This is a genomic window from Paracoccus sp. T5, from assembly GCF_048538155.2.
Classification (GTDB): domain Bacteria; phylum Pseudomonadota; class Alphaproteobacteria; order Rhodobacterales; family Rhodobacteraceae; genus Paracoccus.
Genome location: NZ_CM135809.1, coordinates 867646 through 892500 on the forward strand (window position 1 = coordinate 867646; position 24855 = coordinate 892500).

The window sequence follows — 24855 nt, forward strand, 5'->3', positions numbered from 1 at the left end:
TCACTTCTTTCCGAACAGGCCGCCAAGGCCGCCCGGCAGCCCGGCCTTGCCCAGCTGGCCGCCGAGGCCGCGCGGGTCCTGCAGCAGCTTTTGCGCCTCGGCCATCTTGGCGGGGTCGAGGTTCTCCATGTCGGGCAGGCCGCCGCCTTTGCCGGTCATCGCGCGCATGGCCTGCTTCATCAGCCCGCCCTTGCCCATCTTGCCCAGCTTCTTCATCGTGTCGGCCATCTGCTTCTGCATCTTCAGCAGCTTGTTCAGGTCCGACACGTCGAGGCCCGCGCCGGCCGCGATCCGCTTTTTCCGGCTGGCCTGCAGCAGGTCCGGGTTCGCCCGTTCCTTTTTCGTCATCGAGTTGATCAGCGCGATCTGGTGGCGCACGACGCTGTCGTCATAGCCGGCAGTTTCCGCCTGCTTGGCCATCTTGGCCATGCCGGGCATCATCGACATGACCGACTGCATGCCGCCCATCTTCTGCATCTGCTCCAACTGGCCGCGCAGGTCGTTCATGTTGAACAGGCCCTTCTGGAAGCGCTTCATCATGCGCTCGGCCTGCTCGACCTCCAGGACCTGCTGGGCCTTTTCGACCAGGGCGACGATGTCGCCCATGCCGAGGATGCGGCCCGCCACGCGCTGGGCGTCAAAGGCCTCCAGCGCGTCCATCTTTTCGCCCAGGCCCACGAAGCGGATCGGCTTGCCGGTGATGGCGCGCATCGACAGGGCCGCACCGCCGCGCCCGTCGCCGTCCATGCGGGTCAGCACCACGCCGCTGACGCCGACCTTGGCGTCGAATTCGGTCGCGACGTTCACCGCGTCCTGGCCGGTCAGGCCGTCGACGACCAGGATCGTCTCGCGCGGCTGGGCGATGTCGCGGACCTGCTGGACCTGGGTCATCAGCGCTTCGTCGATATGCAGGCGGCCGGCGGTGTCCAGCATTACGACATCATAGCCGCCGAGCGAGGCCTGCGTCTTGGCGCGCTGCGCGATCTGCGGCGCGGTCTGGCCCATCACGATGGGCAGCGTGTCAACGCCGATCTGCTGGCCGAGGATCGCCAGCTGCTCCATCGCGGCGGGGCGGTTGGTGTCCAGGGAGGCCATCAGGACGCGCTTCTTTTCGCGGTCCTTGAGGCGCAGGGCCAGTTTCGCGGTGGTGGTGGTCTTGCCCGAACCCTGCAGGCCGACCATCAGGATGGCGGCGGGCGGGTTGTCGATGCGCAGCGCCTCGGGGGCGTCATCGCCCTGAAGGACGCGGATCAGCTCGTCATGGACGATCTTGACGACCTGCTGCCCGGGGCTGACTGATTTCGTGACCGCGGCGCCCGTGGCCTTTTGCGTGACCGACTTGACGAAGCTGCGCGCCACCGGCAGCGAGACGTCCGCCTCCAGCAGGGCTGTGCGAACCTCGCGCATGGCGGCGGCGACGTCGTCCTCGGTCAGGGCACCCTGCTTGGTCAGCCGGTCGAAGACGCCGCCCAGGCGGTCGGAAAGGTTCTCGAACATGGCCGGGCCTCCTATGGCTCCAAAACGGTTTTGCCCCCGTGGGCGCAACGCGCTGACGGGGGGCGATCCCCGCGCAGGGCAGGGACCGGAAGACGGTGCTTCCGGGAATTGGGACCGTCCTTACGCAAAAACATGACCCGAGTCAACGCAGGCGGACGATCGGCGCCGGTCAGGACAGCGGCGTGCCGATCGGCAGCTGGATGCGGATGTTGCGGTGCGGCATGTCGGGGCTGAAGGGCGGCACCTGGCGGACCTGCGACAGGGCGCGGATGGCGGCCGTGTCCAGCGACGTCCGGCCCGATGTCTCGCGGATGCGCAGCCAGCGGACCTCGCCATCGGGGGCGATCTCGACCATCACCTTCATGGCGACGGCGCCAGGGGTGCTGAAGATCTGGATCCCGGGATCCTCCGAGGCCAGCGTCTGCAGGAAAAGGTGGACGCAGGTGGCCACCCATGCGTCGCGGTTGGGGATCTGCGGGACAGCGGAGGGAAGCGCCGGTTGGGCGCGGACGGCGGGGGCCATGAAAAAAACCGCCATCCCGGTCAGGATGGCGGCGGCAATCGTTAAAAACTTGCGCATGGTCACAATGTCCTGAATGTCCATTGCGCCATTATGACAGGCGCGCCGTCGGATCGTTCCGTTGGCGCGCTAACTAATATCAAGCGGCGATTCTGTCCAGTGCCTCGTGGGCGCGGGCCATGCCGGCGTCGCGGTCGAAGGCCAGGCCATCCGCGGGCACGAAGGTCACGTCGGTGATCCCCAGAAGGCCCAGCATGTGGCGCAGGTAGCCCGAGGCGTGGTCCAGGTCCGAGCCCAAGGGCGTGCCTGCGGCGGTGTAGGCGACGAAGGCGCGCTTGTTCTTCAGCAGGCCCTCGGGGCCGGCTTCGGTATAGCGGAAGCTGACGCCGGCGCGCGCAATCTGGTCCAGCCAGTTCTTGAGCTGGGCGGGGATCGCGAAATTGTAGACGGGCAGGCCGATTACCAGCACATCCGCCGCCTGGACCTGCGCCAGAAGCGCGTCCGAGGTGTCGATGCGGGCCTGCTGTTCGGCGCTGGGGCTGTCGGTGCCCAGGCGGACGGCCTGGAACCAGGTCGTGTCGATGGCGGGGATGCCCGCGTTCAGGTCGCGATAGGTGACGGTGGCCTGCGGGGCGGTTTCCTGCAGGCGGGCCACGATATCCGCGGTCAGCTGGCGCGAGACGGAGGCGTCGCCGGTGATGGCACTGTCGAGCTGGAGAATGTTCATGGGGACTCCGATCGGTCATTCTGCGTTGCAGCGTAAGTAGGACTATGCACCGCCGAACGAAACGCCGATAATCGCGCAGGATCTGTGCGGGGATGCACATGCAGGTGGAAAGTTGGGATGATATCCGCGTGGCCATGGCGGTGGCGCGGACGGGAACGGTCAGCGGGGCGGCCGCGACGCTGGGGGTGCACCACGCCACGGTGATCCGGCGGATCGACGCGCTGGAGGCGAGCCTGAAGGCGCGGCTGTTCCAGCGTCACACCCGCGGCTATGCCCTGACGGATGCGGGGCGCGCGTTGCTGAGTGCGGCGACGGCGGCGGATGAGCGGTTCTCGCAGATGGCGTCGCAGATCGCGGGGGCGGGGGACCGGATCGAGGGCGACCTGATCATCACCTCGCTGCCCGAACTGACCGACCTGGTGATGCCGCGGCTGGTTTCCGTCATGGCGCGTCATCCGGGGCTGCGCCTGACCTATCTGACCGATGTGCGCCTGTTCCGCCTGGACACGGGCGAGGCCCATGTCGCGATCCGCGCGGGGGCGCAGCCGACCGAGGCGGATTACGTGGTGCGCGAGATGGGCCTGGCGCAGCATGTGCTTTATGCCTCGCCCGGCTATGTCGAAAGGCACGGGCCGATCGAGGACCCGCGGAGGCACCGTTTCGCGCTGCCCGGGACCGAGGGGCGGGGGGCGCCCTTCATGCAATGGCTGCAGGACCGGATCACGCCGGAGAACATCGTCCTGATCTCGAACGAGCCCGCCGCGCGCGAGGCCGTGATCCGGGCGGGGCTGGCCGCGGGGCCGCTGCCTCCGGGTCGGACGGAGGGGATGGTGTCGGTGCTGAGCATGCCGGAATGGGATTCGCCGCTTTGGCTGGTGACGCATGTCGACCTGCACCGCACGCCCAAGGTCCAGGCGGCCCTGTCGGCATTGCGCGCCGAGGCCTGAGAGCCCTTCCGTCGCCCGGCGTCCTGGTGCAGGTTGCGGCACCAAGGAGACCTGCATGATGTGCAAACCGTTTCGCCTGACACTGTGCCGCGGACCCGCGCGGTCATGAGCCGGCCCGCCGCGATGCCCGCGCCCCTGATCCGCACGCGCATGAGCGCGGGCGACTGGGCGCAGCTGGGGCTGCTGTCGCTGATCTGGGGCGGCTCGTTCTTTCTGATCGGCCTTAGCGTCGGGCATCTGCCGGTCCTGTGGATCGTGGCGATCCGGGTGGCGGTGGCGGCGGTGGTGCTGTGGGCGATCGTGGCGGCGGCCGGGCGGGGGGTGCCGCGCGGGTCCGGCCTGTGGGGCGCCTTTCTGGTGATGGGGGTGCTGAACAACGCGATCCCCTTCGGGCTGATCGTCTGGGCGCAGACCTCGATCCCGTCGGGGCTGGCCTCGATCCTGAATGCGACGACGCCGTTGTTCACGGTCCTGGTCTCGACCCTGGTGCTGGCGGACGAGCGGGCGGGACTGGGGCGGCTGCTGGGGGTCGCGGTGGGCCTGGGCGGTGTGGCCGTGATGATCGGCGTGGACGAGCTGGCGGGCCAGGGGCACGGCGTGGCGCCGCAGCTGGCGATGCTGGGCGCGGCGGTCAGCTATGCCTGCGCCGCAGCCTATGGCCGCCGCTTTCGGGCGCGGGGCGTCGACCCGCTGGTCACGGCCGCGGGCATGGTCACCGGTTCCAGCCTGGTGCTGCTGCCGCTGGCGCTGGCGGTCCACGGGCTGCCGCCTGCGGATGTGCCCGGTCATGTCTGGGCGGCGGTGGGCGTGCTGGGATCTCTCTGCACCGGCATCGCCTATGTGCTGTTCTTCCGCATCCTGGCGCGGGCGGGGGCCACGAACATCTCGTTGGTGACCTTTCTGGTGCCGGTCTCGGCCATCCTTCTGGGCTGGCTGTTCCTGGACGAGCGGCTGGGCGCGATGCAGGTCGCGGGCATGGCGGTGATCGGCTTGGGGCTGGCGATGATCGACGGCCGGCTGGTCGGGCGCCGGTCCCCGCCCGGATAGGCTGCGTGGTGCAGGGGCGACACCCGCCCGCGGGAAAACCCCGGCCCCGGACCGGGCGACTTTCTTTCGGGACGGCCGCTGGCTAGGGTCGCGCCCAAGGGGACAGGACAAGAGGCGGCCCGTGGCGCATATCATCGTGGTGGGGAACGAAAAGGGCGGGTCCGGGAAATCCACCACCTCGATGCATGTGACGACGGCGCTGGCCCGGATGGGTCACCGGGTGGGGGGCCTGGACCTGGACGTGCGGCAGCGCAGCTTTGGCCGCTACCTGGAGAACCGAGCCGCCTTTTGCGCGCGCGAGGGGATCGACCTGCCCATGCCGGTGATGGGGCAGCTGGGCGAGGGCGGCGATCCGCTGACGCCCGCGCTGGAGGACCTGGAGCGACGCTGCGACTTCATCCTGCTGGATTGTCCGGGATCCCATACGCGGCTGAGCCAGATGGCCCATGCGCTGGCCGACACGCTGATCACGCCGCTGAACGACAGCTTCGTCGATTTCGACCTGCTGGCGCGGCTCTCGCCCGAGGGCGAGGTCCTGGGGCCGTCGATCTATGCCGAGATGGTCTGGAGCGCGCGGCAGATGCGGGCGCAGGCCGGGGCCGGGCCGATCGACTGGCTGGTGCTGCGCAACCGGCTGGGCACCCAGCAGATGCACAACAAGCGCAAGGTGGGCGGGGCGCTGGCCGCGCTGTCCAAACGCATCGGGTTTCGCGTGGCCCCGGGCTTTTCCGAACGGGTGATCTTTCGCGAACTGTTTCCGCGCGGTTTGACCCTGCTGGACCTGAAGGATGTGGGGACCGAGGCGCTGAGCATGTCCCATATCGCCGCGCGCCAGGAGCTGCGCGAACTGATCGCCGAGCTGAACCTGCCGGGAGTTGCCGTCACGTTCTGATCGGAACCGCCGGGCGGTGGCCCGCATTGCCTGCGGGACGATCGCAATGCGAAAGGAGATCAACATGGCCAAGATCCTGATCATGGCAAGCGACGGGTTCGAGCAGTCCGAACTGTTCACCCCGCTGGAGAAACTGAAGGCCTCGGGTCACGACGTGCATATCGCGGCCCCGAAGGCCGGGACCATCAAGGCCTGGGACAAGGACGACTGGGGCAAGACGGTCGAGGCCGACCTGGCCATCGCCGACCAGTCGCCCGAGGGTTTCGATGCGCTGGTCCTGCCGGGCGGCGTCATCAACCCCGACAATTTGCGGTTGGACGACAAGGCCGTGGCGCTGATCAAGGCCTTTGCCGATGTCGGCAAGCCCATTGCCGCGATCTGCCACGCGCCCTGGCTGCTGGTCGAGGCGGGCCTGGTGTCGGGTCGCAGGATGACCAGCTTTGCCTCGATCCGCAGCGACATCCGCAATGCGGGGGCCGAGGTGGTCGATCAGGCCGTGGTGGAGGACCGGGGCGTGATCACCAGCCGCAATCCCGACGACCTGGATGATTTCGTGGCGGCGATCGAGAAGGCCGTCGCCTGAACCGGCGGCGGATGCCGGACATGAAAGGGGCGGCGGAACCTGGTGGTTCCGCCGCCCCCTGTCGTTCTGCGGGTCCTGTCAGGCCAGCATGCCCATCGGGTTTTCCAGATGGGCGACGATCGCCTCCAGCAGTTGCGCGCCGAGCGCCCCGTCGATGACCCGGTGATCGACCGAGAGGGTCATCGACATCACGTTGCGCACCACGACCTCGCCCTTTTCGACGACCGGGGTGGGAATGCCCGCGCCCACGGCCAGAATGGCGCCATGCGGCGGGTTGATGACGGCGTCGAAGTTCTCGATCCCGAACATGCCGAGGTTGCTGATCGCGAAGCTGCCGCCCTGGTATTCATGGGGGGCCAGCTTCTTCGATTTCGCGCGCGCGGCCAAGTCCTTCATCTGCGCCGACAGCGCCGACAGGGTCTTCTGGTGGGCGTCCTTCAGAACGGGCGTGAACAGCCCGCCCTCGATCGCCACGGCCACGGCCACGTCCGACGGCTTGAGCTTGAGGATGCGATCTCCTGCCCAGACGGCGTTTGCATCCGGCACCTGCTGCAGCGCCAGTGCGCTGGCCTTGATGATGAAGTCGTTGACCGACAGCTTGACGCCCCGGCCTTCCAGCTGCTTGTTCAGCGTGGCCCGGAATTCCATCAGCGCATCAAGCTTGGCCGAGCGGCGCAGGTAGAAATGCGGGATGGTCTGCTTGGCTTCGCTGAGGCGCGCGGCGATGGTGCGGCGCATGCCGTCCAGCTGCACCTCCTCGGTCTCGCGGTCGGCGAACATCTTGAGCACGGCCTCGGTCGACAGGCCCTTGGGGGCCTGGGGTGCCGAGGGTTCCTTGGCGGCGACGGCATGGGTGACCGGTGCCTTGTCCGTGCCCGTGTCGGCGGCCTTGGCCGGGGCGGCGCCGGGCTGGGCGTTCTCGACATCCGCCTTGACGATGCGGCCGCGCGGGCCCGAGCCCGTCAGCTGCGACAGGTCGAGGCCCTTGTCGGCGGCGATGCGCCGGGCCAGCGGCGAGGCAAAGACGCGCCCGCCCTTGTCAGCCGCCGGGGCAGGAGAGGCCGGGGCCTTGCTGCCCTCGTCGCCCGCGACCGGGGCGCCGATCGGACCGCCATAGCCCTTTTCGGCCGGCTCGGGCTCCTGGCGGGGCTTGGTGTCCGCCTTGGCCTCGACTTGGGGCGCGGGTGCGGCCTCGGCGGCCGAGGCATCCTCACCCTCTTCCAGCAGAACGGCGATGGGGGTGTTGACCTTGACCCCCGCGCTGCCCTCGCTGACCAGGATCTTGCCGATCCGGCCCTCGTCCACGGCCTCGAACTCCATCGTGGCCTTGTCGGTCTCGATCTCGGCGATCACGTCGCCGGACTTCACCTCGTCACCCTCTTTCACCAGCCACTTGGCCAGCGTGCCTTCCTCCATCGTGGGGGACAGCGCGGGCATCAGGATTTCCGTGGGCATCGCGGTGCCTCCCTTACTTGTAGGTGACTTTTTTGACCGCTTCGACGACCTCGGCGGGCGTGATCAGCGCGTGCTTTTCAAGATTGGCGGCATAGGGCATGGGCACGTCCTTGCCGGTGCAGTTGATGACCGGCGCGTCCAGATAGTCGAACGCGTTCTCCATCACATAGGCCGAGATGTGGTTGCCGATCGCGCCGACCGGGAAGCCCTCCTCGACGGTGACGAGGCGGTTCGTCTTCTTCACCGATTCGATGATCGTGCCATAGTCCAGCGGGCGCAGGGTGCGCAGGTCGATCACCTCGGCCTCGATGCCTTCGGCGGCCAGCTTGTCGGCCGCCTCCAGCGCATGGGCCATGCCGATGCCGAAGCTGACGATGGTCACGTCGCCGCCCTGCCGCGCGATGCGGGCCTTGCCGAAGGGGACGGTGAAGTCGGGCAGGTCCGGGACCTCGAAGCTACGGCCGTAGAGGATCTCGTTTTCCAGGAAGATCACCGGGTTCGGGTCACGGATCGCCTGCTTGAGGAGGCCCTTGGCATCAGCCGCGCTGTAGGGGATCACGACCTTGAGGCCGGGGATCGCCGCATACCAGGCGGAATAGTCCTGGCTGTGCTGCGCGCCAACGCGGGCGGCGGCGCCATTCGGGCCGCGGAAGACGATCGGGCAGCCCATCTGACCGCCCGACATGTAGAGCGTCTTGGCGGCCGAGTTGATGATGTGGTCGATCGCCTGCATGGCGAAGTTGAAGGTCATGAACTCGACGATCGGGCGCAGGCCGGCCAGGGCCGCGCCGGTGCCGATGCCGGCAAAGCCGATTTCGCTGATGGGCGTGTCGACGACGCGGCGGGGGCCGAACTTGTCCAGAAGGCCCTGGCTGATCTTGTAGGCGCCCTGGTATTCGCCCACCTCTTCGCCCATCAGGAAGACGGTCGGGTCACGCTCCATCTCCTCGGCCATGGCCTCGCGCAGGGCTTCCCGCACGGTCATGGTCTTCATCTTGGTGCCCTCGGGATAGTCGGGGCTGCGGTCGGGCTCGGGGGTCTTGACCTGCTCGACGGCGGACGGGCCGGGCTGGCCCTTGTCGTCGGGACCTTCCTTGGTCGAGGGCGAGGCAACCTGCGCCGGAACCTTCTCGGCCTGCACGTCGTCGGCGGATTCGCCCTCTTCGACCAGTACGGCGATGGGGGTGTTCACGGCGACGCCCTGGGTGCCCTCGGCCACCAGGATCTTGCCCATGATCCCCTCGTCGACGGCCTCGAATTCCATCGTGGCCTTGTCGGTCTCGATCTCGGCGATGATGTCGCCGGACTTGACCTCGTCGCCCTCTTTCTTGAGCCACTTGGCCAGGGTGCCTTCCTCCATCGTGGGGGACAGGGCGGGCATCAGGATTTCGGTTGCCATGTTACGTCACCCCCTCAGGCGTTCTCTTCCGCGCTGCCCTGGGGCAGCTCAGCGGCGTAAATATCGGTCCACAGCTCGTCCAGCGCGGGCTCGGGGCTTTCCTTGGCGAATTCCGCCGAGTCGTTGACGACTTCCTTGATTTCCTTGTCGATCGCCTTCAGCTCTTCTTCCGTCGCGTGGCTGCCGGTGACCAAGAGGTCGCGGATGTTCTCGATCGGGTCACGCTCGTCGCGCATCTTCTGGACCTCCTCGCGGGTCCGGTACTTGGCCGGGTCCGACATCGAGTGGCCACGATAGCGGTAGGTCATCACCTCAAGGATGTAGGGGCCCTTGCCGGCGCGGCAGTGCGCAACGGCCTTTTCGCCCGCCGCCTTGACGGCCAGCACGTCCATGCCGTCGACCTGTTCGCCCGGGATGCCGAAGGCCTCGCCCCGGCCAAAGAGGCTGGTCGACTTGGTCGAGCGCTTGACGCTGGTGCCCATGGCATACTGGTTGTTCTCGATCACGAAGACGATCGGCAGGTCCCACAGCTCGGCCATGTTGTAGGTCTCGTAGACCTGACCCTGGTTGGCCGCGCCGTCGCCGAAATATGTGAAGGTGACGTTGTCGTTGCCGAGGTACTTGTCGGCGAATGCCAAGCCCGCACCCAGCGGCACCTGCGCCGCGACGATGCCGTGGCCGCCGTAGAAATGCTTTTCGCGGCTGAACATGTGCATGCTGCCGCCCTTGCCCTTGGAGTAGCCGCCCTCGCGGCCGGTCAGCTCGGCCATGACGCCGCGGGCTTCCATGCCGCAGGCCAGCATGTGGCCGTGGTCGCGATAGCTGGTGATGCGCTTGTCGCCGTCCTTGGCGCAGGCCTCCAGGCCCACGACGACCGCTTCCTGGCCGATGTAGAGGTGGCAGAAACCGCCGATCAGACCCATGCCGTAAAGCTGGCCCGCCTTCTCCTCGAAGCGGCGGATCAGCAGCATGTCGCGGTAGTATTTCAGCAGTTCGTCCTTGGAGACGTTCGAGGGCGTCTCCCTCTGCGGGCTCGGTTTCCTGGCCATGCGGCACATCCTCCGGAAAGCGTGGTCGGAATAGTTCAGCGTTAAACTATCCGTAACGCATCGCCGGGACCCGTGCAATCCCGCTGCCGCGCGGGGGGCGGACAGGCGGGACATGCCCTATCGGAGGATGATTTCGTCTGCGCGAACAAGGCCCAGGACCTCGCGCGCCTGTTCGTCCAGCAGGTCCAGGTCCAGGTAATCGTCCGACAGGCGCCGGGTCAGGTTCTGCATCTGGGCCACCTCGGCCCGCAGCGTGTCCCGCTGCTGTTCCAGCTCCTCCGTCTCGGCCTCGATCTGGATGCGGCGCAGGATGCCCGAAGGGCCCTGGACGGCGGCGAAGGCGAAATAGAGGCCCAGTGCGCAGGTCAGCACGATGAAGACGGTGGCACCGATCGAAAGGCGTTGAGGCATGGTCTGTTCCTAATGGCGGACCGATGATGGCACAGCGGCCGCGGAGGGGGAATCCCCCTCAGGCGCGGGCGCGAAAGATCGCCTCCAGCCGCCGCGCCTCGTCCTGAAGGCCCCAGGGCGGGTTCAGGATCCACATGCCGGACCCGACCATCGAGTGGCCGGGCCGCGCGGGCGGAAAGGCGACCTCGGACAGCAGCGCCTGCGGGAACTGCGTGACCAGCGCCGCGGTCATGGCCAGGTGGCGGTGGTCGGTCAGGATCGGATACCACAGGGCGATGACGCCCACGTTCCACTTGCGCGCGATCAGGGCGATCTGGCGCGGGATCTCGGCATAGTCGGTCTTGACCTCATAGCTGGGGTCGATCAGCAGCAGGCCGCGCCGGGGGGTGGGGGGACAGACCGCCTGCGCCATCTGGAAGCCGTCGCGCGCATGCAGCGTGGCAAAGCCCGCCACCTGGCGCAGCGCCTCGTGTTCGCCGGGATGCAGTTCCGCCAGATGGGCGCGATCCTCGAAGCGCAGGAAGTGCCCTGCGATCAGCGGCGATCCGGGATAGATGCCGGGTCCGCGGATTTTGCGGATCGCGGTCAGCGCCTGCATCAGCGGATGGTCGGGCGGCAGCCAGCCCTCGGCTTCGGCGCGGGCGATGCCGCTGGCGGCCTCTCCGGTCTTCAGCGCCTCGGGGCCGGCCAGATCGTAAAGACCGCGGCCGGCATGGGTTTCCAGGTAGGACAGCGGCTTGTCCTTGCGGGTCAGGTAATCCAGGGCCGATGCCAGCAGCGCGTGCTTGTGCAGATCGGCCAGGTTTCCCGCGTGATAGGCGTGTTGATAGCTGAGCATGCGCCTGCCTTAGCGTCCCTTGGCGTGGCGCGAAAGGCGTCAATCGGCGCGCTTGACCTCGGATCGGCTCTTGAGCACCTCGTCGCCGTCATCTTGGCGGATCAGATAGGCGGGCTGGTCCTTGCTGGCCGTGCGCTTGATGTGGCTGCCCTTGATCGTGCGTTCGACGTCGTCGGTGAAGATGTCCGTGATCTTTCCGCTGGCGGTGCTGCCCGACCAGTTCCACGTCACCTTTGTTCCCTTGCGCAGCATCTGCGACCTCCTGGCTTTTGCCGGGGTCAATGCGGTCGCGGCGCGGTGGTTCCGGGGGCGGGAGAAAGGCGCGGCGGCACCCAGGGAGGAGGAGGGGTGCCGCCGCTGAACGCTGGCCCAGGGAGGAGGAGGGGCCGCGTTTGGGGTGCGGTGTCGGCCAGGGAGGAGGAGAGGCCACCACCGCTTGCGCAGGTCCGGGAGGGAGGAGGAGGACCCGGCGCAATCGGTTGCCGCGAATGGGGCGGCTATGAGGAGCGCGGCGACCTCCAGGGAGGAGGAGGGAGGTCGCCGCTGAACGCTGGCCCAGGGAGGAGGAGGGGCCGCGTATGGGGTGCGGTGCCGGCCAGGGAGGAGGAGAGGCCACCACCGCTTGCGCAGGTCCGGGAGGGAGGAGGAGGACCCGGCGCAATCGGTTGCCGCGAATGGGGCGGCTATGGTTTTTGCGGCGACCCCTGGGAGGAGGAGCGGGGCCGCCGCCTTCCGCACTGAACCCGGGGAGGAGGATCGGGTTCCGGCGTGTCTTTGGGCGACATCCCCAGGGAGGAGAGAGGATGTCGCCGGTCCCGGCCCAGGGAGGAGGAGAAGGCCGGGAAACTGAATTCTTATTTCGCCGAGGCCCAAGCAGCTTCGTGGGCAAGGCGGGTGATCATCGAACGGTTGATGCCCAGATCATTCAGATCGCGGGTCGTCAGGGCGTTCAGTTCACGCACGGTCTGGCGGTAAACGGCGCGGCGGGCGCGGTTTTCCTGCATGCGCTGGATCGCGGTCAGCAGGCGGCCACGCAGGCCGTGGTCGGCGGCGGCGTTCTGTGCTTGGGCGATAACAGCCATTGTCGTATCCTTTCGGTTCGTCTCGTCTTCGCCGTTCCCGGATTGGCCCGGCGCTTCGTTGATCCAAAGATGGCGCTAATGCTGCGGATGCACAACGCACGCTTTGCCAATGCTGCCATGCAGAAAATGCATGCCTTAGGCTGACCTATCGCCTCGCTTATGCCTGAAAAGTTGTCACAAAATTGATACGGTACATTTGTTAGCGGTCACGCCGCGACAGCGAATTCCCGTCTGTTTGAAAGCGGTTAGCGTTGCGCGGCACGGATTGTCGCACGAGGTGTTGAGGCCGCGGCCGCGATGCTGCATGGTCTGTGCCACATTAAGACACAGGTGCCGCACATGCCCGTCAGCCGCGAAACGATCCTTAGGGAAATCTCCGACATCGCCTTGCCGCAGGGCGGAACACTGGGTCAGGCGGATATCGTCCGGGCTGTCGCGGTGGAGGGAGGGACGGTCCGATTCGTCCTGGAGGTCGAGAACGCGGCCACCGCCAAGGCCTTTGCCCCCGTGGAGGCCGAGGCCCGTGCCCGGCTGGAGCGCCTGCCCGAGGTGGACAAGGTGCAGATCGTGATGACGGCCCCCGCCAAGCCCGCGCCGCCCAAGGCGGTGTCGGGCCAGGCGCCCTCCCTGAAGATCGGCGGCCATCCGACCGCGCAGGCGGGCCCGATGGCCATTCCGGGCGTGCGCCACATCATCGCCATCGGCTCGGGGAAGGGGGGCGTCGGAAAATCGACCGTCACCTCGAACCTGGCGGTGGCGCTGGCGAAGGCGGGGCGCAAGGTCGGATTGCTGGATGCCGACATCTATGGCCCCTCGCAGCCGCGGATGATGGGCGTCAGCGGCCGTCCGGCCAGCCCCGACGGCCAGCGCATCGAGCCGCTGCATGCCCATGGCGTCACCGTCATGTCGATCGGCCTGATGCTGAAGGAGGGTGAGGCGCTGGTCTGGCGCGGCCCGATGCTGATGGGCGCGCTGCAGCAGATGCTGCAGCAGGTGAACTGGGGCGAGCTGGACGTGCTGCTGATCGACCTGCCGCCCGGCACCGGCGACGTGCAGCTGAGCCTGTGCCAGAAGGCACCAGTGACCGGGGCGATCATCGTCTCGACTCCGCAGGACGTGGCGCTGCTGGACGCGCGGCGGGCCATCGACATGTTCGGCAAGCTGAAGACCCCGGTTCTGGGCCTGATCGAGAACATGTCGACCTATGTCTGCCCCAAATGCGGGCATGAGGCGCATCTGTTCGGCCATGGCGGCGTCGCCTCCGAGGCCGAGGCGCTGGGCCTGCCCTTCCTGGGAGAGCTGCCGCTGGAGCTGGAGGTGCGGTTGGCGGGCGATTCGGGTCAGCCGGTCGCCTTGGGCGAAGGAGGCGTAGCGCAGGCCTATGCGCGGCTGGCCGAGCGGCTGGTCGCGGGCGGTTTGGCCTGACCGGATCCGGGATTTTCCGGCACTTGTGGGACTGCACGGGAGGGGGCGCGAGGCGTCCTCTCTTTTTCGTGATCGATCGTGAACATCTTCATTTTTCTCTCGGCAGAAGCTGCTTGCATGGCGCAGAACTGTGCTGATCCTGCCGCAGTCCGGGATTTTGAGGCCCGTAAGCGCCTGTTCCAGATATGGTGTGTCCCTTTGGCAACGTCACCAAGCCTAGGCACCAGATCGCCCGGATTCTCGATTCGGACTGCGCGTGGCGCAAAATGTGATCGTCAGAACGAAGGTCCTGGACGAAGAATACCGTTGCTTCCCATGAATTCCCATGTCACAACGAAATCACGAAAACGGGCAGCGAAAAGGGGCGAAAAGACCCCACGAAGGCGAAGCAGACTTCATACAGGCATCCGTTTTCCAACATAGCCGACCCGCGCGTGCGAGCAGCACCTCCCCCAGGTGGCGCGCGACCGGGTCGGCAACCACCCCGCAAAGGGGCCCGGGTAATCGGGAACGAGGGCGGCGGATCGGGCAGTGGCAGCGGCCCGATCCGCCCTTTCTCTTTCGGAGGTCCCGAAGGAGCAGGCAGGCAGTGAGGGCGGGCGCAAGGTGGCGCGGAAGTTCAGAGGCACCGAAACCGTCAAGGTGGATGGCAAGGGTCGCATGTCGATCCCGGCACGCCTGCGGCGCGTCTTCGATGCCGGCGATCCGTCCTTTGCAGGTTCGAATGCCGGGCGCACGCAGCTGGTGGCCGTCTATGGCCCCGACTGGTGGAACTGGCTGGAGCTTTACACCATCGAGGCCATCGAGGAAATCGACGAGCAGATCGACCGCCTGACCCGCGGCAGCCAGGAGCGCCGCTGGCTGGAACTGCTGATGAACGGCCAGTCCACCGACCTGGAGATCGACCGCGAGGGGCGCCTGGTCCTGCCCGCGAAGCTGCGCGACAAGCTGGGCTTTGCCGAGGGGACCGAGACGATCTTTGAATCGCGCGGCGACTATATCCAGGTCTACCATCCCGAAGAGCGGCCCAAGGACGTGCAGGCGCTGGAGGATTTCGCCGCCCAGCACGGCCCCGACTTTGACCCGCGGGCCTTCCTGCACAAGACGCTGGAAGGCTGAGCGATGGCAGATCCCCATATCCCCGTTCTTCTGAACCCGCTGCTGAGGGCGGTCGCGCCGGTGCGCGGCGTCTGGCTGGACGGCACCTTCGGGGCAGGCGGCTATGCCCGCGGCCTGCTGGAGGCGGGGGCCGACCTGGTGATCGGCGTCGATCGCGATCCGTCGGTCTTTGCCATGGCCGAGGACTGGCGCGGCGCCTGGGGCGACCGGCTGCGGCTGGTCGAGGGCACGTTCTCGGACCTGGACCGGCTGGCGGGGCAGCCTTTGGACGGGGTGGTGCTGGACCTGGGCGTCAGTTCGATGCAGCTGGACCAGGCGGAACGCGGCTTTTCCTTCATGCGCGACGGGCCGCTGGACATGCGCATGGGGGGCGACGTTCCTTCGGCCGCCGACCTGCTGAACACCGCGACCGAGGCCGAGATCGCCGATGTGCTGTATCATTATGGCGAAGAGCGCGCCTCGCGCCGCATCGCCCGCGCCATCGTGGCGGCCCGGCCGCTGACCCGCACCGCGCAGCTGGCGCAGGTCGTGAGCGGCTGCCTGCCGCGGCAGAAGCCCAGCCAGAGCCACCCCGCCACGCGCAGCTTCCAGGCGATCCGCATCTGGGTGAACGACGAGTTCGGCCAGCTGGTGGCGGGCCTGTCCGCCGCCGAGCGGGCGCTGAAGCCGGGCGGTCAGCTGGCAGTTGTCAGCTTTCATTCGCTGGAGGACCGGATCGTCAAGCGCTTCATGCAGGCCCGGTCCGACGCGGGCGGCGGCGGCAACCGTTATGCGCCGGTGACGCAGGTGGTGGACCCGGCCTTCACCCTGCCGTTCCGCCGTGCCATCGGCCCCGATCCCGACGAGCTGGAGGGCAATCCGCGCGCGCGTTCGGCCCTGCTGCGGGTCGGCATCCGGACCGAGGCGCCGGCGGGCACGGTCGATGCGCGCAGCCTGGCCATGCCGCACCTGCCCGGCCGGGAGGGTGCCTGATGCGGTCGATCACCTATCTGGCCTGCGTGCTGATCGTCATGGGCCTGGCCTTCTGGGCCTATCGCGAGAACTATGCCACCCAGGCCTCGATCGGCGAGATGGGGCAGGTCCAGCGCGAGATCGCCGGACTGCGCGAGGAGCTGGGCGTGCTGCGCGCCGAATGGGCCTTTCTCAACCGCCCGGACAGGCTGCGCCAGCTGGTCGACCTGAACTTCGAGCGCCTGCAGCTGGTGCCGGTCGAGACCGGCCAGTTCATCGACCTGGACCATATCGACTATCCCAAGCCGCCCGCCCCGCCCGAATTTGAAACAGACCCCGCAAATCCCGAGGAGCAGCCATGATCCGCACCCCTCTGCGCCCCCTGGCCCGCATTCTTCGTGCCCGTGAACGCGGGGAGAACCCCGACGACATCGAGGCCGAGAACCGCCGCCGGCGCCACGAGCAGATCCAGGATCGCGCCCGCCGCCGGGCCGAGGGTCGGCTGGTGCTGATGGCCTGCTGCTTTGCGCTGGCCTTCGGCACGGTCGGGCTGCGGATGGGGGCCCTGGCCTCCAGCCAGCCCTCCGAGCCGCGCGCCCAGGTCCTGTCGGCGCAGATCATGTCGCAGCGGGCGGACATCACCGACCGCCGCGGCCGGGTTCTGGCCACGAACCTGCTGACGCATTCGGTCTATGCCCACCCCCACCAGATGGTCGACCCGGTCGCCACGGCGCAGGGCCTAGCGCGGATCTTTCCCGACCTGGATGTCGAGCGCCTGACGCGGGACTTTACCGGCGACCGCAAGTTCCTGTGGATCAAGCGCAAGATCAGCCCCGAGCAGATGCAGGCGGTCCATGACCTGGGCGAGCCCGGCCTGCTGTTCGGCCCGCGCGAGATGCGCATCTATCCCAATGGCGACGTGGCCGGGCATATCCTGGGCGGTTCCGGCTTTGGAAACGAGGGCGTCAGCAGCGCCGAGGTGATCGGCATCGCGGGCGTGGAAAAGGCCTTCGATGCCTGGCTGCGCGACCCGGCGAATGACGGCGCGCCGCTGTCGCTGTCCATCGACCTGACCCTGCAGCAGGCGATGGAGGACGTTCTGGCCTCGGGCATGAATGTGATGAACGCCAAGGGCGCGACGGGCATCCTGATGGAGGTCGCCAGCGGAGAGATCCTGGCGATGGCCAGCCTGCCCGATTTCGACCCCAACGACCGGCCGCGGCCGCTGCTGAAAGGCGATCCGTCCGACAGCCCGCTGTTCAACCGCGCGGTCCAGGGCCAGTACGAGCTGGGATCGACCTTCAAGATATTTCCGGTCGCGCAGGCGCTGGACCTGGGGCTGATCAACCCGTCCAGCGGCATCAACGCGCAGGCGCCGATGCGCATCGGGCGGTTCCTGATCAACGACTTCCACAATTACGGCCGCGAGCTGAGCGCCACGGACGTGATCGTGAAATCCTCGAACGTGGCGACGGTGCGCATCGCGCAGATGATCGGGGTCGAGCGGCAGAAGGACTTCCTCCAAAAGCTGGGCCTGTTCGTGCCCACCTCGATCGAGATGGTCGAGGCGCCGACCGGCCAGCCGCTGGTGCCGCAGCGCTGGCCCGCCGTGACCGCCGCGACTGTCAGCTTTGGCCACGGGCTGGCGGCCAGCCCGCTGCACCTGGCCGCGGCCTATGCCACCATCGCCAATGGCGGCAAGCGCGTGACGCCGACGCTGGTTCATGGCCGCCAGCGGCCCGAGGGCGAGCAGGTGCTGTCGCCCCGCGCCGCCGCCATGTCCATCGACATGCTGCGCCAGGTCGTGACGCGCGGCACGGCGCGCGCCGCCGAGGTGCCCGGATACGAGGTGGCCGGCAAGACCGGCACCGCCGACAAGCCGCGCGCCTCGGGCGGCTATTACAAGAACAAGGTGATCGCGACCTTTGCCTCGGTCTTCCCGGCCAGGGATCCGAAATACGTCCTGATCGTCGCGCTGGACGAACCCACCGCCGCCATCGGCGCGGGCGCGGAAAGCCGCACCGCCGGCCACACCGCCGTTCCCGTCGCGGCCGAGGTGATCCGTCGCGTGGGCCCGCTGCTGGGGCTGGAGCCGGTCACCGACGAAAAACTGCCGACGATCGCCGCGCGCTTCGAACCCCGTGTTGAACACGGCGAAGCCGCTGAGATAAAGCTCGTCGCGAACAAATGACGGGTGGGACTGTGAGCAAGGACGAGGTGACGCTGTCGCAGCTGGGGCTGCACGCGCGCGACGGGCGGGACCCGATCATCACGGGGCTGTCCATCGACAGCCGCACGGTCAAGCCGGGGCACCTGTTCGCGGCGCTTCCGGGTTCGGCCCTGCACGGCGGTGAATTCATCCAGTATGCCCTGCGCATGCAGGCGGCGGCGGTGCTGACCGACCGCAAGGGTGCCGAGATCGCGGCCGATGTCCTGGCCGGTTGGCCCGGCGCCGTGGTGGTGGCCGAGGACCCGCGCGCGGCCCTGGCGGGAGCGGCGTCCCTGTGGTTCCGCGACCAGCCCGAGCATGTGGTGGCGGTCACCGGCACCAGCGGCAAGACCAGCGTCGCCAGCTTTACGCGGCAGATCTGGCAGGCCCTGGGGCACAAGGCCATCAGCCTGGGGACGATGGGGGTCGAGGGCGATCATCACGCCAAGCTGGCCCATACGACGCCCGATCCGCTGACCCTGCATCGCGTCCTGTCCGAGGCCGTCGCCGCGGGCGTGACCCATGCCGCGATGGAGGCGTCGAGCCACGGGCTGGACCAGCGGCGCCTGGACGGCGTGCAGGTCGAGGCGGGGGCCTTTACGAATTTCAGCCAGGATCACCTGGACTACCACGCGGGCTTTGACGAATATTTCGCCGCCAAGGCGCTGCTGTTCAACCACATCCTGCAGGACGGCGCCGCGGCCGTCATTAACATCGACAGCCAGCGCGGGCGGCAGATGGCCGACATCGCCAAGGATCGCGGCCTGGCGCTGACCACGGTCGGCACGGGCGAGAACGCGATGCTGCGGATCCTGGGACAGCGCTATGACGCGACCGGGCAGGACCTGCGCTTTTCGGTGATGGGCCAGGCGCATCTGGTGCGGCTGGGGCTGATCGGCGGATTTCAGGCCGAGAACGTGCTGGCCGCTATGGGCCTGTGCCTTGCGGCGGGCGATGCGGCCGAGGCGATCATCCGCGTGCTGCCCAATTTGACCACGGTGCGGGGCCGGATGCAGCTGGCCGCGCAGCGCGAGAACGGCGCCGCGGTCTTTGTCGATTACGCCCACAAGCCGGGCGCCGTGACGGCCGCGCTGCAGTCGCTGCGCCCGCATGTCATGGGGCGCATCGTCTGCATCATCGGCGCCGGCGGCGACCGCGACCGCGGCAAGCGCCCGCTGATGGGCGAGGCGGCGCGCGAACATGCCGACGTGGTCATCGTCACCGACGACAATCCGCGCACCGAGGATCCCGCCGCCATCCGCGCCGCCGTGATGGAGGGCGCCGGTCCCGAGGCGACCGAAGTGGCCGACCGCGCCGAGGCGATCCTGCGCGGCGTCGATGCGCTGCAGCCGGGCGACGCCTTGCTGATCTGCGGCAAGGGACATGAGACCGGCCAGATCGTCGGGCAGGATGTCTATCCCTTCGACGATGCCGAACAGGCCTCGGTCGCGGTGGCGGCACTGGACGGCCGGATATGAGCCTCTGGAGCGCGAAGGAGGCCGCCGCCGCAACAGGCGGGCGGGTGCAGGGCGACTGGACGGCGGGCGGCGTGTCGATCGACACGCGGACGCTGGTGCCGGGGGACCTGTTCGTGGCCCTTCAGGCGGCGCGCGACGGCCATGATTTCGTGGCGCAGGCGCTGGACAAGGGGGCGGCTGCCGCCCTGGTCAGCCGCATTCCCGACGAACTGCCCGCCGATGCGCCGCTGCTGGTGGTGCCCGACGTGCTGCGCGGGCTGGAGGATCTGGGCCGCGCCGGCCGCGCCCGCACGCGCGCCAGGGTCGTGGCGATCACCGGGTCGGTGGGCAAGACCTCGACCAAGGACATGGCGCGGGCGGCGCTGGCGGGGCAGGGGCACATCCACGCCGCCGAGGCCAGCTACAACAACCACTGGGGCGTGCCGCTGACCCTGGCGCGGATGCCGGCGGACACCGATTTCGCGATCATCGAGATCGGCATGAACCACCCCGGAGAGATTGCGCCCCTGTCGCGCATGGCACGCCCGCATGTGGCGCTGATCACCACCGTCGCGGCCGCGCATCTGGAGGCCTTTGGCGTCATCGAGGGCATCGCCCGCGAAAAGGGCGCCATCTTCGAGGGGCTGGAGCCGATCGGCACGGCCGTCCTGCCCGAGGATCTGGAGGTGACCCAGATCCTGCGCGATTGCGCGGATGCGGCGGGCGCCATCGTCGTGGGGTTCGGCGAGCATGGCGCAGCCCGCCCGTTGCGGATCCAGCCGGCGGAGGGGCACCTGTCCTGCAAGGCCCGGATCGCCGGAGAGACCGTCGATTTCACCCTGTCCACCACCGGGCGCCACTTTGCCATGAACGCGGTCGGCGTGCTGGCGGCCCTTGCGGCGGCGGGCGCGGACCTGAAGCAGGCGGCGGCGCGGCTGGCGGAGTGGCTGCCGCCGAAGGGGCGGGGCGCGGTCGAGGATCTGGGCGGCATCCGCCTGATCGACGACGCCTTCAACGCCAATCCCGCCTCGCTGTCGGCGGGGCTTGCGATGCTGGCCGGCCTGCCGGCCGAACGCCGTGTCGCGATCCTGGGCGACATGCTGGAACTGGGCCCGGACGAGGTCGCGCTGCACCGCGCGGTGGCCCATGACCCCGCGATGCAGTCGGTGGGGCTGGTTCATTGTGCCGGACCGCGCATGCGCCATCTGCACGAGGCACTTCCCGAAGCCCGGCGCGGGCTGTGGACTGAAACGGCGGCCGAGCTTGCCGCCCGCGCCACCGAACTGGTCCGACCGCAGGATGTCGTGCTGGTGAAGGGATCGAAATCCTCGCGCATCTCGACCGTGGTCGAGGCGCTGCGGGCCATGGCCGCCCAAGACAAAGGATAATGCCATGCTCTACTGGCTCAGCAACCTCTCCGAGGGCGGGGATCTCTTCAACCTGTTCCGCTATATCACCTTCCGGGCGGGGGCGGCCTTCTTCACGGCGCTGTTCTTCGGCTTCATCTTCGGGCGTCCGCTGATAAACCATCTGCGCCGTGTCCAGAAGAAGGGCCAGCCGATCCGCGACGACGGCCCGCAAAGCCACCTGTCCAAGGCCGGCACGCCGACCATGGGGGGGCTGCTGATCCTGTCGGCGCTGCTGGTCTCGACCCTGCTCTGGGCGCGGCTGGACAACGGCTATGTCTGGGTCGTGCTGCTGGTCACCGCCGGTTTCGCCGGGATCGGCTTTGCCGACGATTATGCCAAGGTCACCAAGCAGAACACCAAGGGCGTCAGTTCCCGCATCCGCATGCTGCTGGGGTTGGTGATCGCCGCGCTGGCGGGTTTGGCCGCATCCTTGATGCATCCCGACGCGCTGACGAACCAGCTGGCCCTGCCGATCTTCAAGGACGCGCTGATCAACCTGGGCTTCCTGTTCATCCCCTTTGCGATGATCGTGATCGTGGGTTCGGCCAATGCCGTGAACCTGACCGACGGCCTGGACGGCCTGGCGATCATGCCGGTGATGATGGCGGCGGGCACCCTGGGCATCATCGCCTATACGGTCGGCCGCGTCGACTTTACCGAATACCTGGGCGTCCACCACGTTCCCGGCAGCGGCGAGATCCTGATCTTTGTCGCGGCGCTGATCGGCGGCGGCCTGGGCTTTTTGTGGTACAACGCCCCCCCGGCGGCGGTCTTCATGGGCGATACCGGCAGCCTGGCCCTGGGCGGCGCCCTGGGGGCCATCGCCGTGGTCACCAAGCACGAGATCGTCCTGGCGATCGTCGGCGGCCTTTTCGTGGTCGAGGCGCTCAGCGTGATCATCCAGGTGCTCTACTTCAAGCGCACCGGCAAGCGTGTCTTCCTGATGGCGCCGATCCACCACCATTTCGAGAAGAAGGGCTGGGGCGAGGCGCAGATCGTCATCCGCTTCTGGATCATCGCGCTGATCCTGTCCCTGATCGGCCTGGCCACGCTGAAGCTGCGCTGATCTTCTTTTATGCCCAAATATCCTCGGGGGTCCGGAGGCAGAGAGCCTCCGGCCGCGACATCAGGAGCCCGTCATGATCCCTGTCCAGGCTGTCGAAGACCAGACCATCGCCGTTCTCGGCCTGGGGCGTTCGGGCAAGGCCACCGCTGCCGCGCTGCAGGCCGGCGGCGCGCGGGTCGTGGCCTGGGATGACAGTGTCGACACCCGCGAGGCCGCAGCGGCCGAGGGGCTGTCCATCGTCGACCTGACCCGGGACGAGGGCTGGGAGGGCGTCGCGGCGCTGATCGTGTCGCCGGGGATCCCGCATCTTTATCCGCGCCCGCATCCGGTCATCCAAGAGGCCTATGCCCGTGGCATCCCGGTCGACAACGACATCGGCCTGTTCTTTCGCAGCTATGCCACCGACGACTGGCAGGGTTTTGATCGTGCGCCGCGGGTCGTCGCAGTGACCGGGTCGAACGGCAAGTCGACCACTACTGCGCTGATCCACCATATCCTGGTATCCTGCGGCCGGCCCGCGCAGATGGGTGGGAACATCGGGACCGGCGTGCTGTCGCTGGAACCGGCCATCGACGGGGAGGTGGTGGTGCTGGAGCTGTCCAGCTATCAGACCGACCTGGCGCGGGCGCTGACCCCGGATGTCGCGGTCTTCACCAACCTGTCGCCGGACCATCTGGACCGGCATGCCGGGCATGGGGGCTATTTCGCCGCCAAGCGCCGCCTGTTCGCCGAAGGTGGGCCCGACCGCGCCGTCATCGGGGTGGACGAGGTCGAGGGCCAGTATCTGGCGAACCAGTTGGCGATGGGGCCGCGCGATGACCGGGTGATCCGCGTGTCGGCGGGGCAGAAGCTGGAAGGCACGGCCTGGTCCGTCTTTGCCCGCAAGGGGTTCCTGTCCGAATACCGCAAGGGGCGCCAGGCCGCCTCGATCGACCTGCGTGCGGTGCGGGGCCTGCCCGGTGCGCACAACCACCAGAACGCCTGTGCCGCCTATGCCGCATGCCGCGCCCTGGGCCTGGCCCCGCGCGACATCGAGGCCGCCTTTCACAGCTTTTCGGGCCTGCCGCATCGCAGCCAGACCGTGGCCGAGATCGGCGGCGTCCGCTTCGTGAATGATTCCAAGGCCACCAATGTCGATGCCGCCGCCAAGGCGCTGCAGGCCTTTGACCGCATCCGCTGGATCGCCGGGGGCCTGGGCAAGGAGGGCGGCATCGCCGCGCTGGCACCGCATCTGGGCCGCGTCGCCAAGGCCTACCTCATCGGTCATTCCGCCCGCGACTTTGCCCTGGAGATCGGCCAGACCCCCTACGAGATCGCCGAGACCATGGACCAGGCCGTGGCCCGCGCCGCAGCCGATGCCGAGGCGGGGGACACGGTCCTGCTGGCGCCGGCCGCCGCCAGCTTTGACCAGTACCCAAACTTTGAGAAGCGTGGCGAGCACTTCGTCCAGCTGGTCGAGGCGCTGGATCGAAACGGCCAAGCCTCCTGAATCCTGCAGGCGCCGGGGCTTCGGGGCCGCTTGCATCCTCCGCGGCTTTCGCGAAAGCCTTGGGCACAACAGGGCAGGGGGATGCATGACGGTGATGATGGATGCAGAGGCGCTGAACGCCTTTCTGGCGCGGGACTTCCCGCAGGTGGCCGGCAGCTATCGCGTGGAGCAGGTCGAGGAGACGCGGCTGGTCGCGCGGCTGGTGACGGAGGAGGAGCATCTTCGCCCCGGCGGCACGGTCAGCGGGCCTTCGATGTTCGCACTGGCCGACCTGGCGATCTATTGCGCGATCCTGGCGCGGATCGGACCCGTGGCCTTGGCGGTGACGACCAATGCGTCGATCGACTTCATGCGCAAGCCCGCAGCCGGGCGGGATCTGTTGGCCGAATGCCGGCTGCTGAAGCTGGGCCGGGTGCTGGCCGTCGCCGAGGTGCTGATCTTTTCGGAAGGGCAGGTCGAGCCGGTGGCGCGCTGCTCCATGACCTATTCGATTCCGCCAAAACCGCGCGAATCCGTGGGTGTGCGATACGGTATTTAAACACCTATATTTTAATGCGTTGTAATTGTTCGGGAATTGGGAGCGTGAGGCGCTTGACGCAGCGCCGGCAATCCCCGATATACCCCCATCTCGAATGATTACGACCCTGAAGGGACGACCGATGAAAACCTATACCGCGAAACCGGCGGAGATCGAGAAGAAGTGGATCCTGATCGACGCCGAAGGCGTCGTTCTGGGCCGCCTCGCCACGATCGTCGCCAACCGCCTGCGCGGCAAGCACAAGCCGACGTTCACGCCGCACATGGACATGGGCGACAATGTCATCATCATCAACGCCGACAAGGTGCAGATGACGGGCAACAAGCGCGACGACAAGAAATACTTCTGGCACACCGGCCACCCGGGCGGCATCAAGCACCGCACCGCCCGCCAGGTGCTGGAAGGCGCCCACCCCGAGCGTGTGGTGGTCAAGGCCGTCGAGCGCATGATCAGCCGCAACAAGCTGGGCAAGCTGCAGATGACGCATCTGCGCGTCTATGCCGGCACCGAGCACCCGCATGAGGCGCAGCAGCCCGAAGTTCTGGACGTCAAGGTCCTGAACAAGAAAAACACCCGGAGCGCATGATCATGGCCGAAGACATCAAAACTCTGGACGACCTGAAATCGGCCGTGTCGGGCACCCCCGCCGCCATCGTCGAAGCCGCTATCAACCGCGAGCCGCAGCGCGACGAGCTGGGCCGCAGCTATGCGACCGGCAAGCGCAAGGACGCGGTCGCCCGCGTCT

26 protein-coding genes (1 of these 26 only partly in view) are annotated in these 24855 nt (G+C 67.9%); 17 read left to right on the plus strand and 9 right to left on the minus strand.

All coding sequences use genetic code 11. The features are described 5' to 3' along the window. From ffh to ACNR9W_RS04365, 3 genes are all read right to left on the minus strand, one after another. Positions 1 to 1497, minus strand: a complete 1497-nt coding sequence (gene ffh, locus ACNR9W_RS04355) for a signal recognition particle protein (RefSeq protein ID WP_419270671.1) — start codon at positions 1495 to 1497, stop codon at positions 1 to 3. A gap of 169 nt (positions 1498 to 1666) precedes the next feature. Further along, a complete protein-coding gene (locus ACNR9W_RS04360; protein ID WP_419270673.1) occupies positions 1667 to 2077 on the minus strand; it encodes a TonB family protein in 411 nt (136 codons plus the stop codon). A gap of 79 nt (positions 2078 to 2156) precedes the next feature. Continuing rightward, positions 2157 to 2744, minus strand: coding sequence for an FMN-dependent NADH-azoreductase (locus ACNR9W_RS04365; RefSeq protein WP_419270675.1), 588 nt, complete (start codon positions 2742 to 2744; stop codon positions 2157 to 2159). A 98-nt stretch (positions 2745 to 2842) separates the two neighbouring features. On the opposite strand from ACNR9W_RS04365, the gene ACNR9W_RS04370 reads away from it, so the two are divergent. The 4 genes from ACNR9W_RS04370 (at position 2843) to ACNR9W_RS04385 (ending at position 6213) form a co-directional block, all read left to right on the plus strand. Next, positions 2843 to 3691 carry a LysR family transcriptional regulator gene (locus ACNR9W_RS04370; RefSeq protein WP_419270677.1) on the plus strand — a complete coding sequence of 283 codons (849 nt, stop codon included), beginning with the start codon at positions 2843 to 2845 and terminating at the stop codon, positions 3689 to 3691. A gap of 105 nt (positions 3692 to 3796) precedes the next feature. After that, positions 3797 to 4738: a DMT family transporter gene (locus ACNR9W_RS04375; RefSeq protein WP_419270679.1), complete on the plus strand. Its 942-nt coding sequence runs from the start codon at positions 3797 to 3799 to the stop codon at positions 4736 to 4738. A gap of 121 nt (positions 4739 to 4859) precedes the next feature. Next, entirely contained in the window at positions 4860 to 5630 is a 771-nt protein-coding gene (locus ACNR9W_RS04380; protein ID WP_419270681.1) for a division plane positioning ATPase MipZ, read from the plus strand. A gap of 64 nt (positions 5631 to 5694) precedes the next feature. Continuing rightward, the gene (locus ACNR9W_RS04385; protein ID WP_419270682.1) at positions 5695 to 6213 is read left to right on the plus strand and encodes a type 1 glutamine amidotransferase domain-containing protein; all 519 of its coding nucleotides are present in this window, start codon (positions 5695 to 5697) and stop codon (positions 6211 to 6213) included. Positions 6214 to 6291: 78 nt separating this feature from the next. On the opposite strand, the gene ACNR9W_RS04390 is transcribed toward ACNR9W_RS04385, so the two are convergent. The 6 genes from ACNR9W_RS04390 to ACNR9W_RS04415 form a co-directional block, all read right to left on the minus strand. Continuing rightward, positions 6292 to 7668, minus strand: a complete 1377-nt coding sequence (locus ACNR9W_RS04390) for a pyruvate dehydrogenase complex dihydrolipoamide acetyltransferase (RefSeq protein ID WP_419270684.1) — start codon at positions 7666 to 7668, stop codon at positions 6292 to 6294. A 13-nt stretch (positions 7669 to 7681) separates the two neighbouring features. Beyond that, entirely contained in the window at positions 7682 to 9067 is a 1386-nt protein-coding gene (locus ACNR9W_RS04395; protein WP_419270686.1) for a pyruvate dehydrogenase complex E1 component subunit beta, read from the minus strand. A 14-nt stretch (positions 9068 to 9081) separates the two neighbouring features. Then, entirely contained in the window at positions 9082 to 10116 is a 1035-nt protein-coding gene (pdhA, locus tag ACNR9W_RS04400) for a pyruvate dehydrogenase (acetyl-transferring) E1 component subunit alpha (RefSeq protein ID WP_419270688.1), read from the minus strand. A gap of 117 nt (positions 10117 to 10233) precedes the next feature. Continuing rightward, entirely contained in the window at positions 10234 to 10527 is a 294-nt protein-coding gene (locus ACNR9W_RS04405; RefSeq protein ID WP_419270690.1) for an FtsB family cell division protein, read from the minus strand. 58 nt (positions 10528 to 10585) lie between these two features. Beyond that, on the minus strand, positions 10586 to 11365 hold the full coding sequence (gene rlmJ / locus ACNR9W_RS04410) for a 23S rRNA (adenine(2030)-N(6))-methyltransferase RlmJ (RefSeq protein WP_419270692.1): 780 nt from the start codon (positions 11363 to 11365) through the stop codon (positions 10586 to 10588). A 39-nt stretch (positions 11366 to 11404) separates the two neighbouring features. Then, positions 11405 to 11617, minus strand: a complete 213-nt coding sequence (locus ACNR9W_RS04415; RefSeq protein WP_419270694.1) for a hypervirulence associated TUDOR domain-containing protein — start codon at positions 11615 to 11617, stop codon at positions 11405 to 11407. A gap of 551 nt (positions 11618 to 12168) precedes the next feature. Here ACNR9W_RS04415 and ACNR9W_RS04420 point away from each other — a divergent pair. The 13 genes from ACNR9W_RS04420 to rpsI all read left to right on the plus strand — a co-directional run. After that, positions 12169 to 12591, plus strand: coding sequence for a hypothetical protein (locus ACNR9W_RS04420; protein WP_458478632.1), 423 nt, complete (start codon positions 12169 to 12171; stop codon positions 12589 to 12591). 195 nt (positions 12592 to 12786) lie between these two features. Then, positions 12787 to 13872, plus strand: coding sequence for an Mrp/NBP35 family ATP-binding protein (locus tag ACNR9W_RS04425; RefSeq protein WP_419270698.1), 1086 nt, complete (start codon positions 12787 to 12789; stop codon positions 13870 to 13872). 606 nt (positions 13873 to 14478) lie between these two features. Beyond that, entirely contained in the window at positions 14479 to 14991 is a 513-nt protein-coding gene (locus ACNR9W_RS04430; protein WP_419270700.1) for a division/cell wall cluster transcriptional repressor MraZ, read from the plus strand. Between the two features lie 3 nt (positions 14992 to 14994). After that, positions 14995 to 15963: a 16S rRNA (cytosine(1402)-N(4))-methyltransferase RsmH gene (gene rsmH, locus ACNR9W_RS04435; RefSeq protein ID WP_419270702.1), complete on the plus strand. Its 969-nt coding sequence runs from the start codon at positions 14995 to 14997 to the stop codon at positions 15961 to 15963. After that, positions 15963 to 16304 carry a cell division protein FtsL gene (ftsL, locus tag ACNR9W_RS04440; RefSeq protein WP_419270704.1) on the plus strand — a complete coding sequence of 114 codons (342 nt, stop codon included), beginning with the start codon at positions 15963 to 15965 and terminating at the stop codon, positions 16302 to 16304. The genes rsmH and ftsL overlap by 1 nt, the downstream gene beginning before the upstream one ends. Then, positions 16301 to 18133, plus strand: coding sequence for a peptidoglycan D,D-transpeptidase FtsI family protein (locus ACNR9W_RS04445; protein ID WP_419270707.1), 1833 nt, complete (start codon positions 16301 to 16303; stop codon positions 18131 to 18133). Before ftsL ends, ACNR9W_RS04445 begins: the two co-directional genes overlap by 4 nt. Further along, on the plus strand, positions 18130 to 19629 hold the full coding sequence (locus tag ACNR9W_RS04450; RefSeq protein ID WP_419270709.1) for a UDP-N-acetylmuramoyl-L-alanyl-D-glutamate--2,6-diaminopimelate ligase: 1500 nt from the start codon (positions 18130 to 18132) through the stop codon (positions 19627 to 19629). Before ACNR9W_RS04445 ends, ACNR9W_RS04450 begins: the two co-directional genes overlap by 4 nt. Then, the gene (locus ACNR9W_RS04455; RefSeq protein ID WP_458478633.1) at positions 19626 to 20996 is read left to right on the plus strand and encodes a UDP-N-acetylmuramoyl-tripeptide--D-alanyl-D-alanine ligase; all 1371 of its coding nucleotides are present in this window, start codon (positions 19626 to 19628) and stop codon (positions 20994 to 20996) included. The genes ACNR9W_RS04450 and ACNR9W_RS04455 overlap by 4 nt, the downstream gene beginning before the upstream one ends. Before the next feature lie 4 nt (positions 20997 to 21000). Next, positions 21001 to 22083, plus strand: a complete 1083-nt coding sequence (mraY, locus tag ACNR9W_RS04460) for a phospho-N-acetylmuramoyl-pentapeptide-transferase (RefSeq protein WP_419270723.1) — start codon at positions 21001 to 21003, stop codon at positions 22081 to 22083. A 73-nt stretch (positions 22084 to 22156) separates the two neighbouring features. Next, positions 22157 to 23572: a UDP-N-acetylmuramoyl-L-alanine--D-glutamate ligase gene (murD, locus tag ACNR9W_RS04465; protein ID WP_419270725.1), complete on the plus strand. Its 1416-nt coding sequence runs from the start codon at positions 22157 to 22159 to the stop codon at positions 23570 to 23572. 85 nt (positions 23573 to 23657) lie between these two features. Continuing rightward, positions 23658 to 24110 (plus strand): PaaI family thioesterase, encoded by a 453-nt coding sequence (locus tag ACNR9W_RS04470; protein ID WP_419270727.1) that lies wholly within the window; start codon positions 23658 to 23660, stop codon positions 24108 to 24110. Positions 24111 to 24231: 121 nt separating this feature from the next. Further along, the gene (gene rplM / locus ACNR9W_RS04475) at positions 24232 to 24696 is read left to right on the plus strand and encodes a 50S ribosomal protein L13 (protein WP_419270729.1); all 465 of its coding nucleotides are present in this window, start codon (positions 24232 to 24234) and stop codon (positions 24694 to 24696) included. A 2-nt stretch (positions 24697 to 24698) separates the two neighbouring features. Further along, positions 24699 to 24855, plus strand: partial view of a 30S ribosomal protein S9 gene (rpsI, locus tag ACNR9W_RS04480; RefSeq protein WP_419270731.1) — the start only. It continues 335 nt past the right edge of the window; 157 of the gene's 492 nt are visible here — the first part of the coding sequence; its start codon is at positions 24699 to 24701; its stop codon lies off the right edge, out of view.

What these genes read in the sequence shown, in the direction of transcription:
- ffh (WP_419270671.1), bottom strand. Translation starts at nt 1,497, where the DNA reads ATGTTCGAGAACCTTTCCGACCGCCTGGGCGGCGTCTTCGACCGGCTG.
- ACNR9W_RS04360 (WP_419270673.1), bottom strand. Translation starts at nt 2,077, where the DNA reads ATGCGCAAGTTTTTAACGATTGCCGCCGCCATCCTGACCGGGATGGCG.
- ACNR9W_RS04365 (WP_419270675.1), bottom strand. Translation starts at nt 2,744, where the DNA reads ATGAACATTCTCCAGCTCGACAGTGCCATCACCGGCGACGCCTCCGTC.
- ACNR9W_RS04370 (WP_419270677.1), top strand. Translation starts at nt 2,843, where the DNA reads ATGCAGGTGGAAAGTTGGGATGATATCCGCGTGGCCATGGCGGTGGCG.
- ACNR9W_RS04375 (WP_419270679.1), top strand. Translation starts at nt 3,797, where the DNA reads ATGAGCCGGCCCGCCGCGATGCCCGCGCCCCTGATCCGCACGCGCATG.
- ACNR9W_RS04385 (WP_419270682.1), top strand. Translation starts at nt 5,695, where the DNA reads ATGGCCAAGATCCTGATCATGGCAAGCGACGGGTTCGAGCAGTCCGAA.
- ACNR9W_RS04390 (WP_419270684.1), bottom strand. Translation starts at nt 7,668, where the DNA reads ATGCCCACGGAAATCCTGATGCCCGCGCTGTCCCCCACGATGGAGGAA.
- ACNR9W_RS04395 (WP_419270686.1), bottom strand. Translation starts at nt 9,067, where the DNA reads ATGGCAACCGAAATCCTGATGCCCGCCCTGTCCCCCACGATGGAGGAA.
- pdhA (WP_419270688.1), bottom strand. Translation starts at nt 10,116, where the DNA reads ATGGCCAGGAAACCGAGCCCGCAGAGGGAGACGCCCTCGAACGTCTCC.
- ACNR9W_RS04405 (WP_419270690.1), bottom strand. Translation starts at nt 10,527, where the DNA reads ATGCCTCAACGCCTTTCGATCGGTGCCACCGTCTTCATCGTGCTGACC.
- rlmJ (WP_419270692.1), bottom strand. Translation starts at nt 11,365, where the DNA reads ATGCTCAGCTATCAACACGCCTATCACGCGGGAAACCTGGCCGATCTG.
- ACNR9W_RS04415 (WP_419270694.1), bottom strand. Translation starts at nt 11,617, where the DNA reads ATGCTGCGCAAGGGAACAAAGGTGACGTGGAACTGGTCGGGCAGCACC.
- ACNR9W_RS04420 (WP_458478632.1), top strand. Translation starts at nt 12,169, where the DNA reads ATGTCGCCGGTCCCGGCCCAGGGAGGAGGAGAAGGCCGGGAAACTGAA.
- ACNR9W_RS04425 (WP_419270698.1), top strand. Translation starts at nt 12,787, where the DNA reads ATGCCCGTCAGCCGCGAAACGATCCTTAGGGAAATCTCCGACATCGCC.
- rsmH (WP_419270702.1), top strand. Translation starts at nt 14,995, where the DNA reads ATGGCAGATCCCCATATCCCCGTTCTTCTGAACCCGCTGCTGAGGGCG.
- ftsL (WP_419270704.1), top strand. Translation starts at nt 15,963, where the DNA reads ATGCGGTCGATCACCTATCTGGCCTGCGTGCTGATCGTCATGGGCCTG.
- ACNR9W_RS04445 (WP_419270707.1), top strand. Translation starts at nt 16,301, where the DNA reads ATGATCCGCACCCCTCTGCGCCCCCTGGCCCGCATTCTTCGTGCCCGT.
- ACNR9W_RS04450 (WP_419270709.1), top strand. Translation starts at nt 18,130, where the DNA reads ATGACGGGTGGGACTGTGAGCAAGGACGAGGTGACGCTGTCGCAGCTG.
- ACNR9W_RS04455 (WP_458478633.1), top strand. Translation starts at nt 19,626, where the DNA reads ATGAGCCTCTGGAGCGCGAAGGAGGCCGCCGCCGCAACAGGCGGGCGG.
- mraY (WP_419270723.1), top strand. Translation starts at nt 21,001, where the DNA reads ATGCTCTACTGGCTCAGCAACCTCTCCGAGGGCGGGGATCTCTTCAAC.
- murD (WP_419270725.1), top strand. Translation starts at nt 22,157, where the DNA reads ATGATCCCTGTCCAGGCTGTCGAAGACCAGACCATCGCCGTTCTCGGC.
- ACNR9W_RS04470 (WP_419270727.1), top strand. Translation starts at nt 23,658, where the DNA reads ATGACGGTGATGATGGATGCAGAGGCGCTGAACGCCTTTCTGGCGCGG.
- rplM (WP_419270729.1), top strand. Translation starts at nt 24,232, where the DNA reads ATGAAAACCTATACCGCGAAACCGGCGGAGATCGAGAAGAAGTGGATC.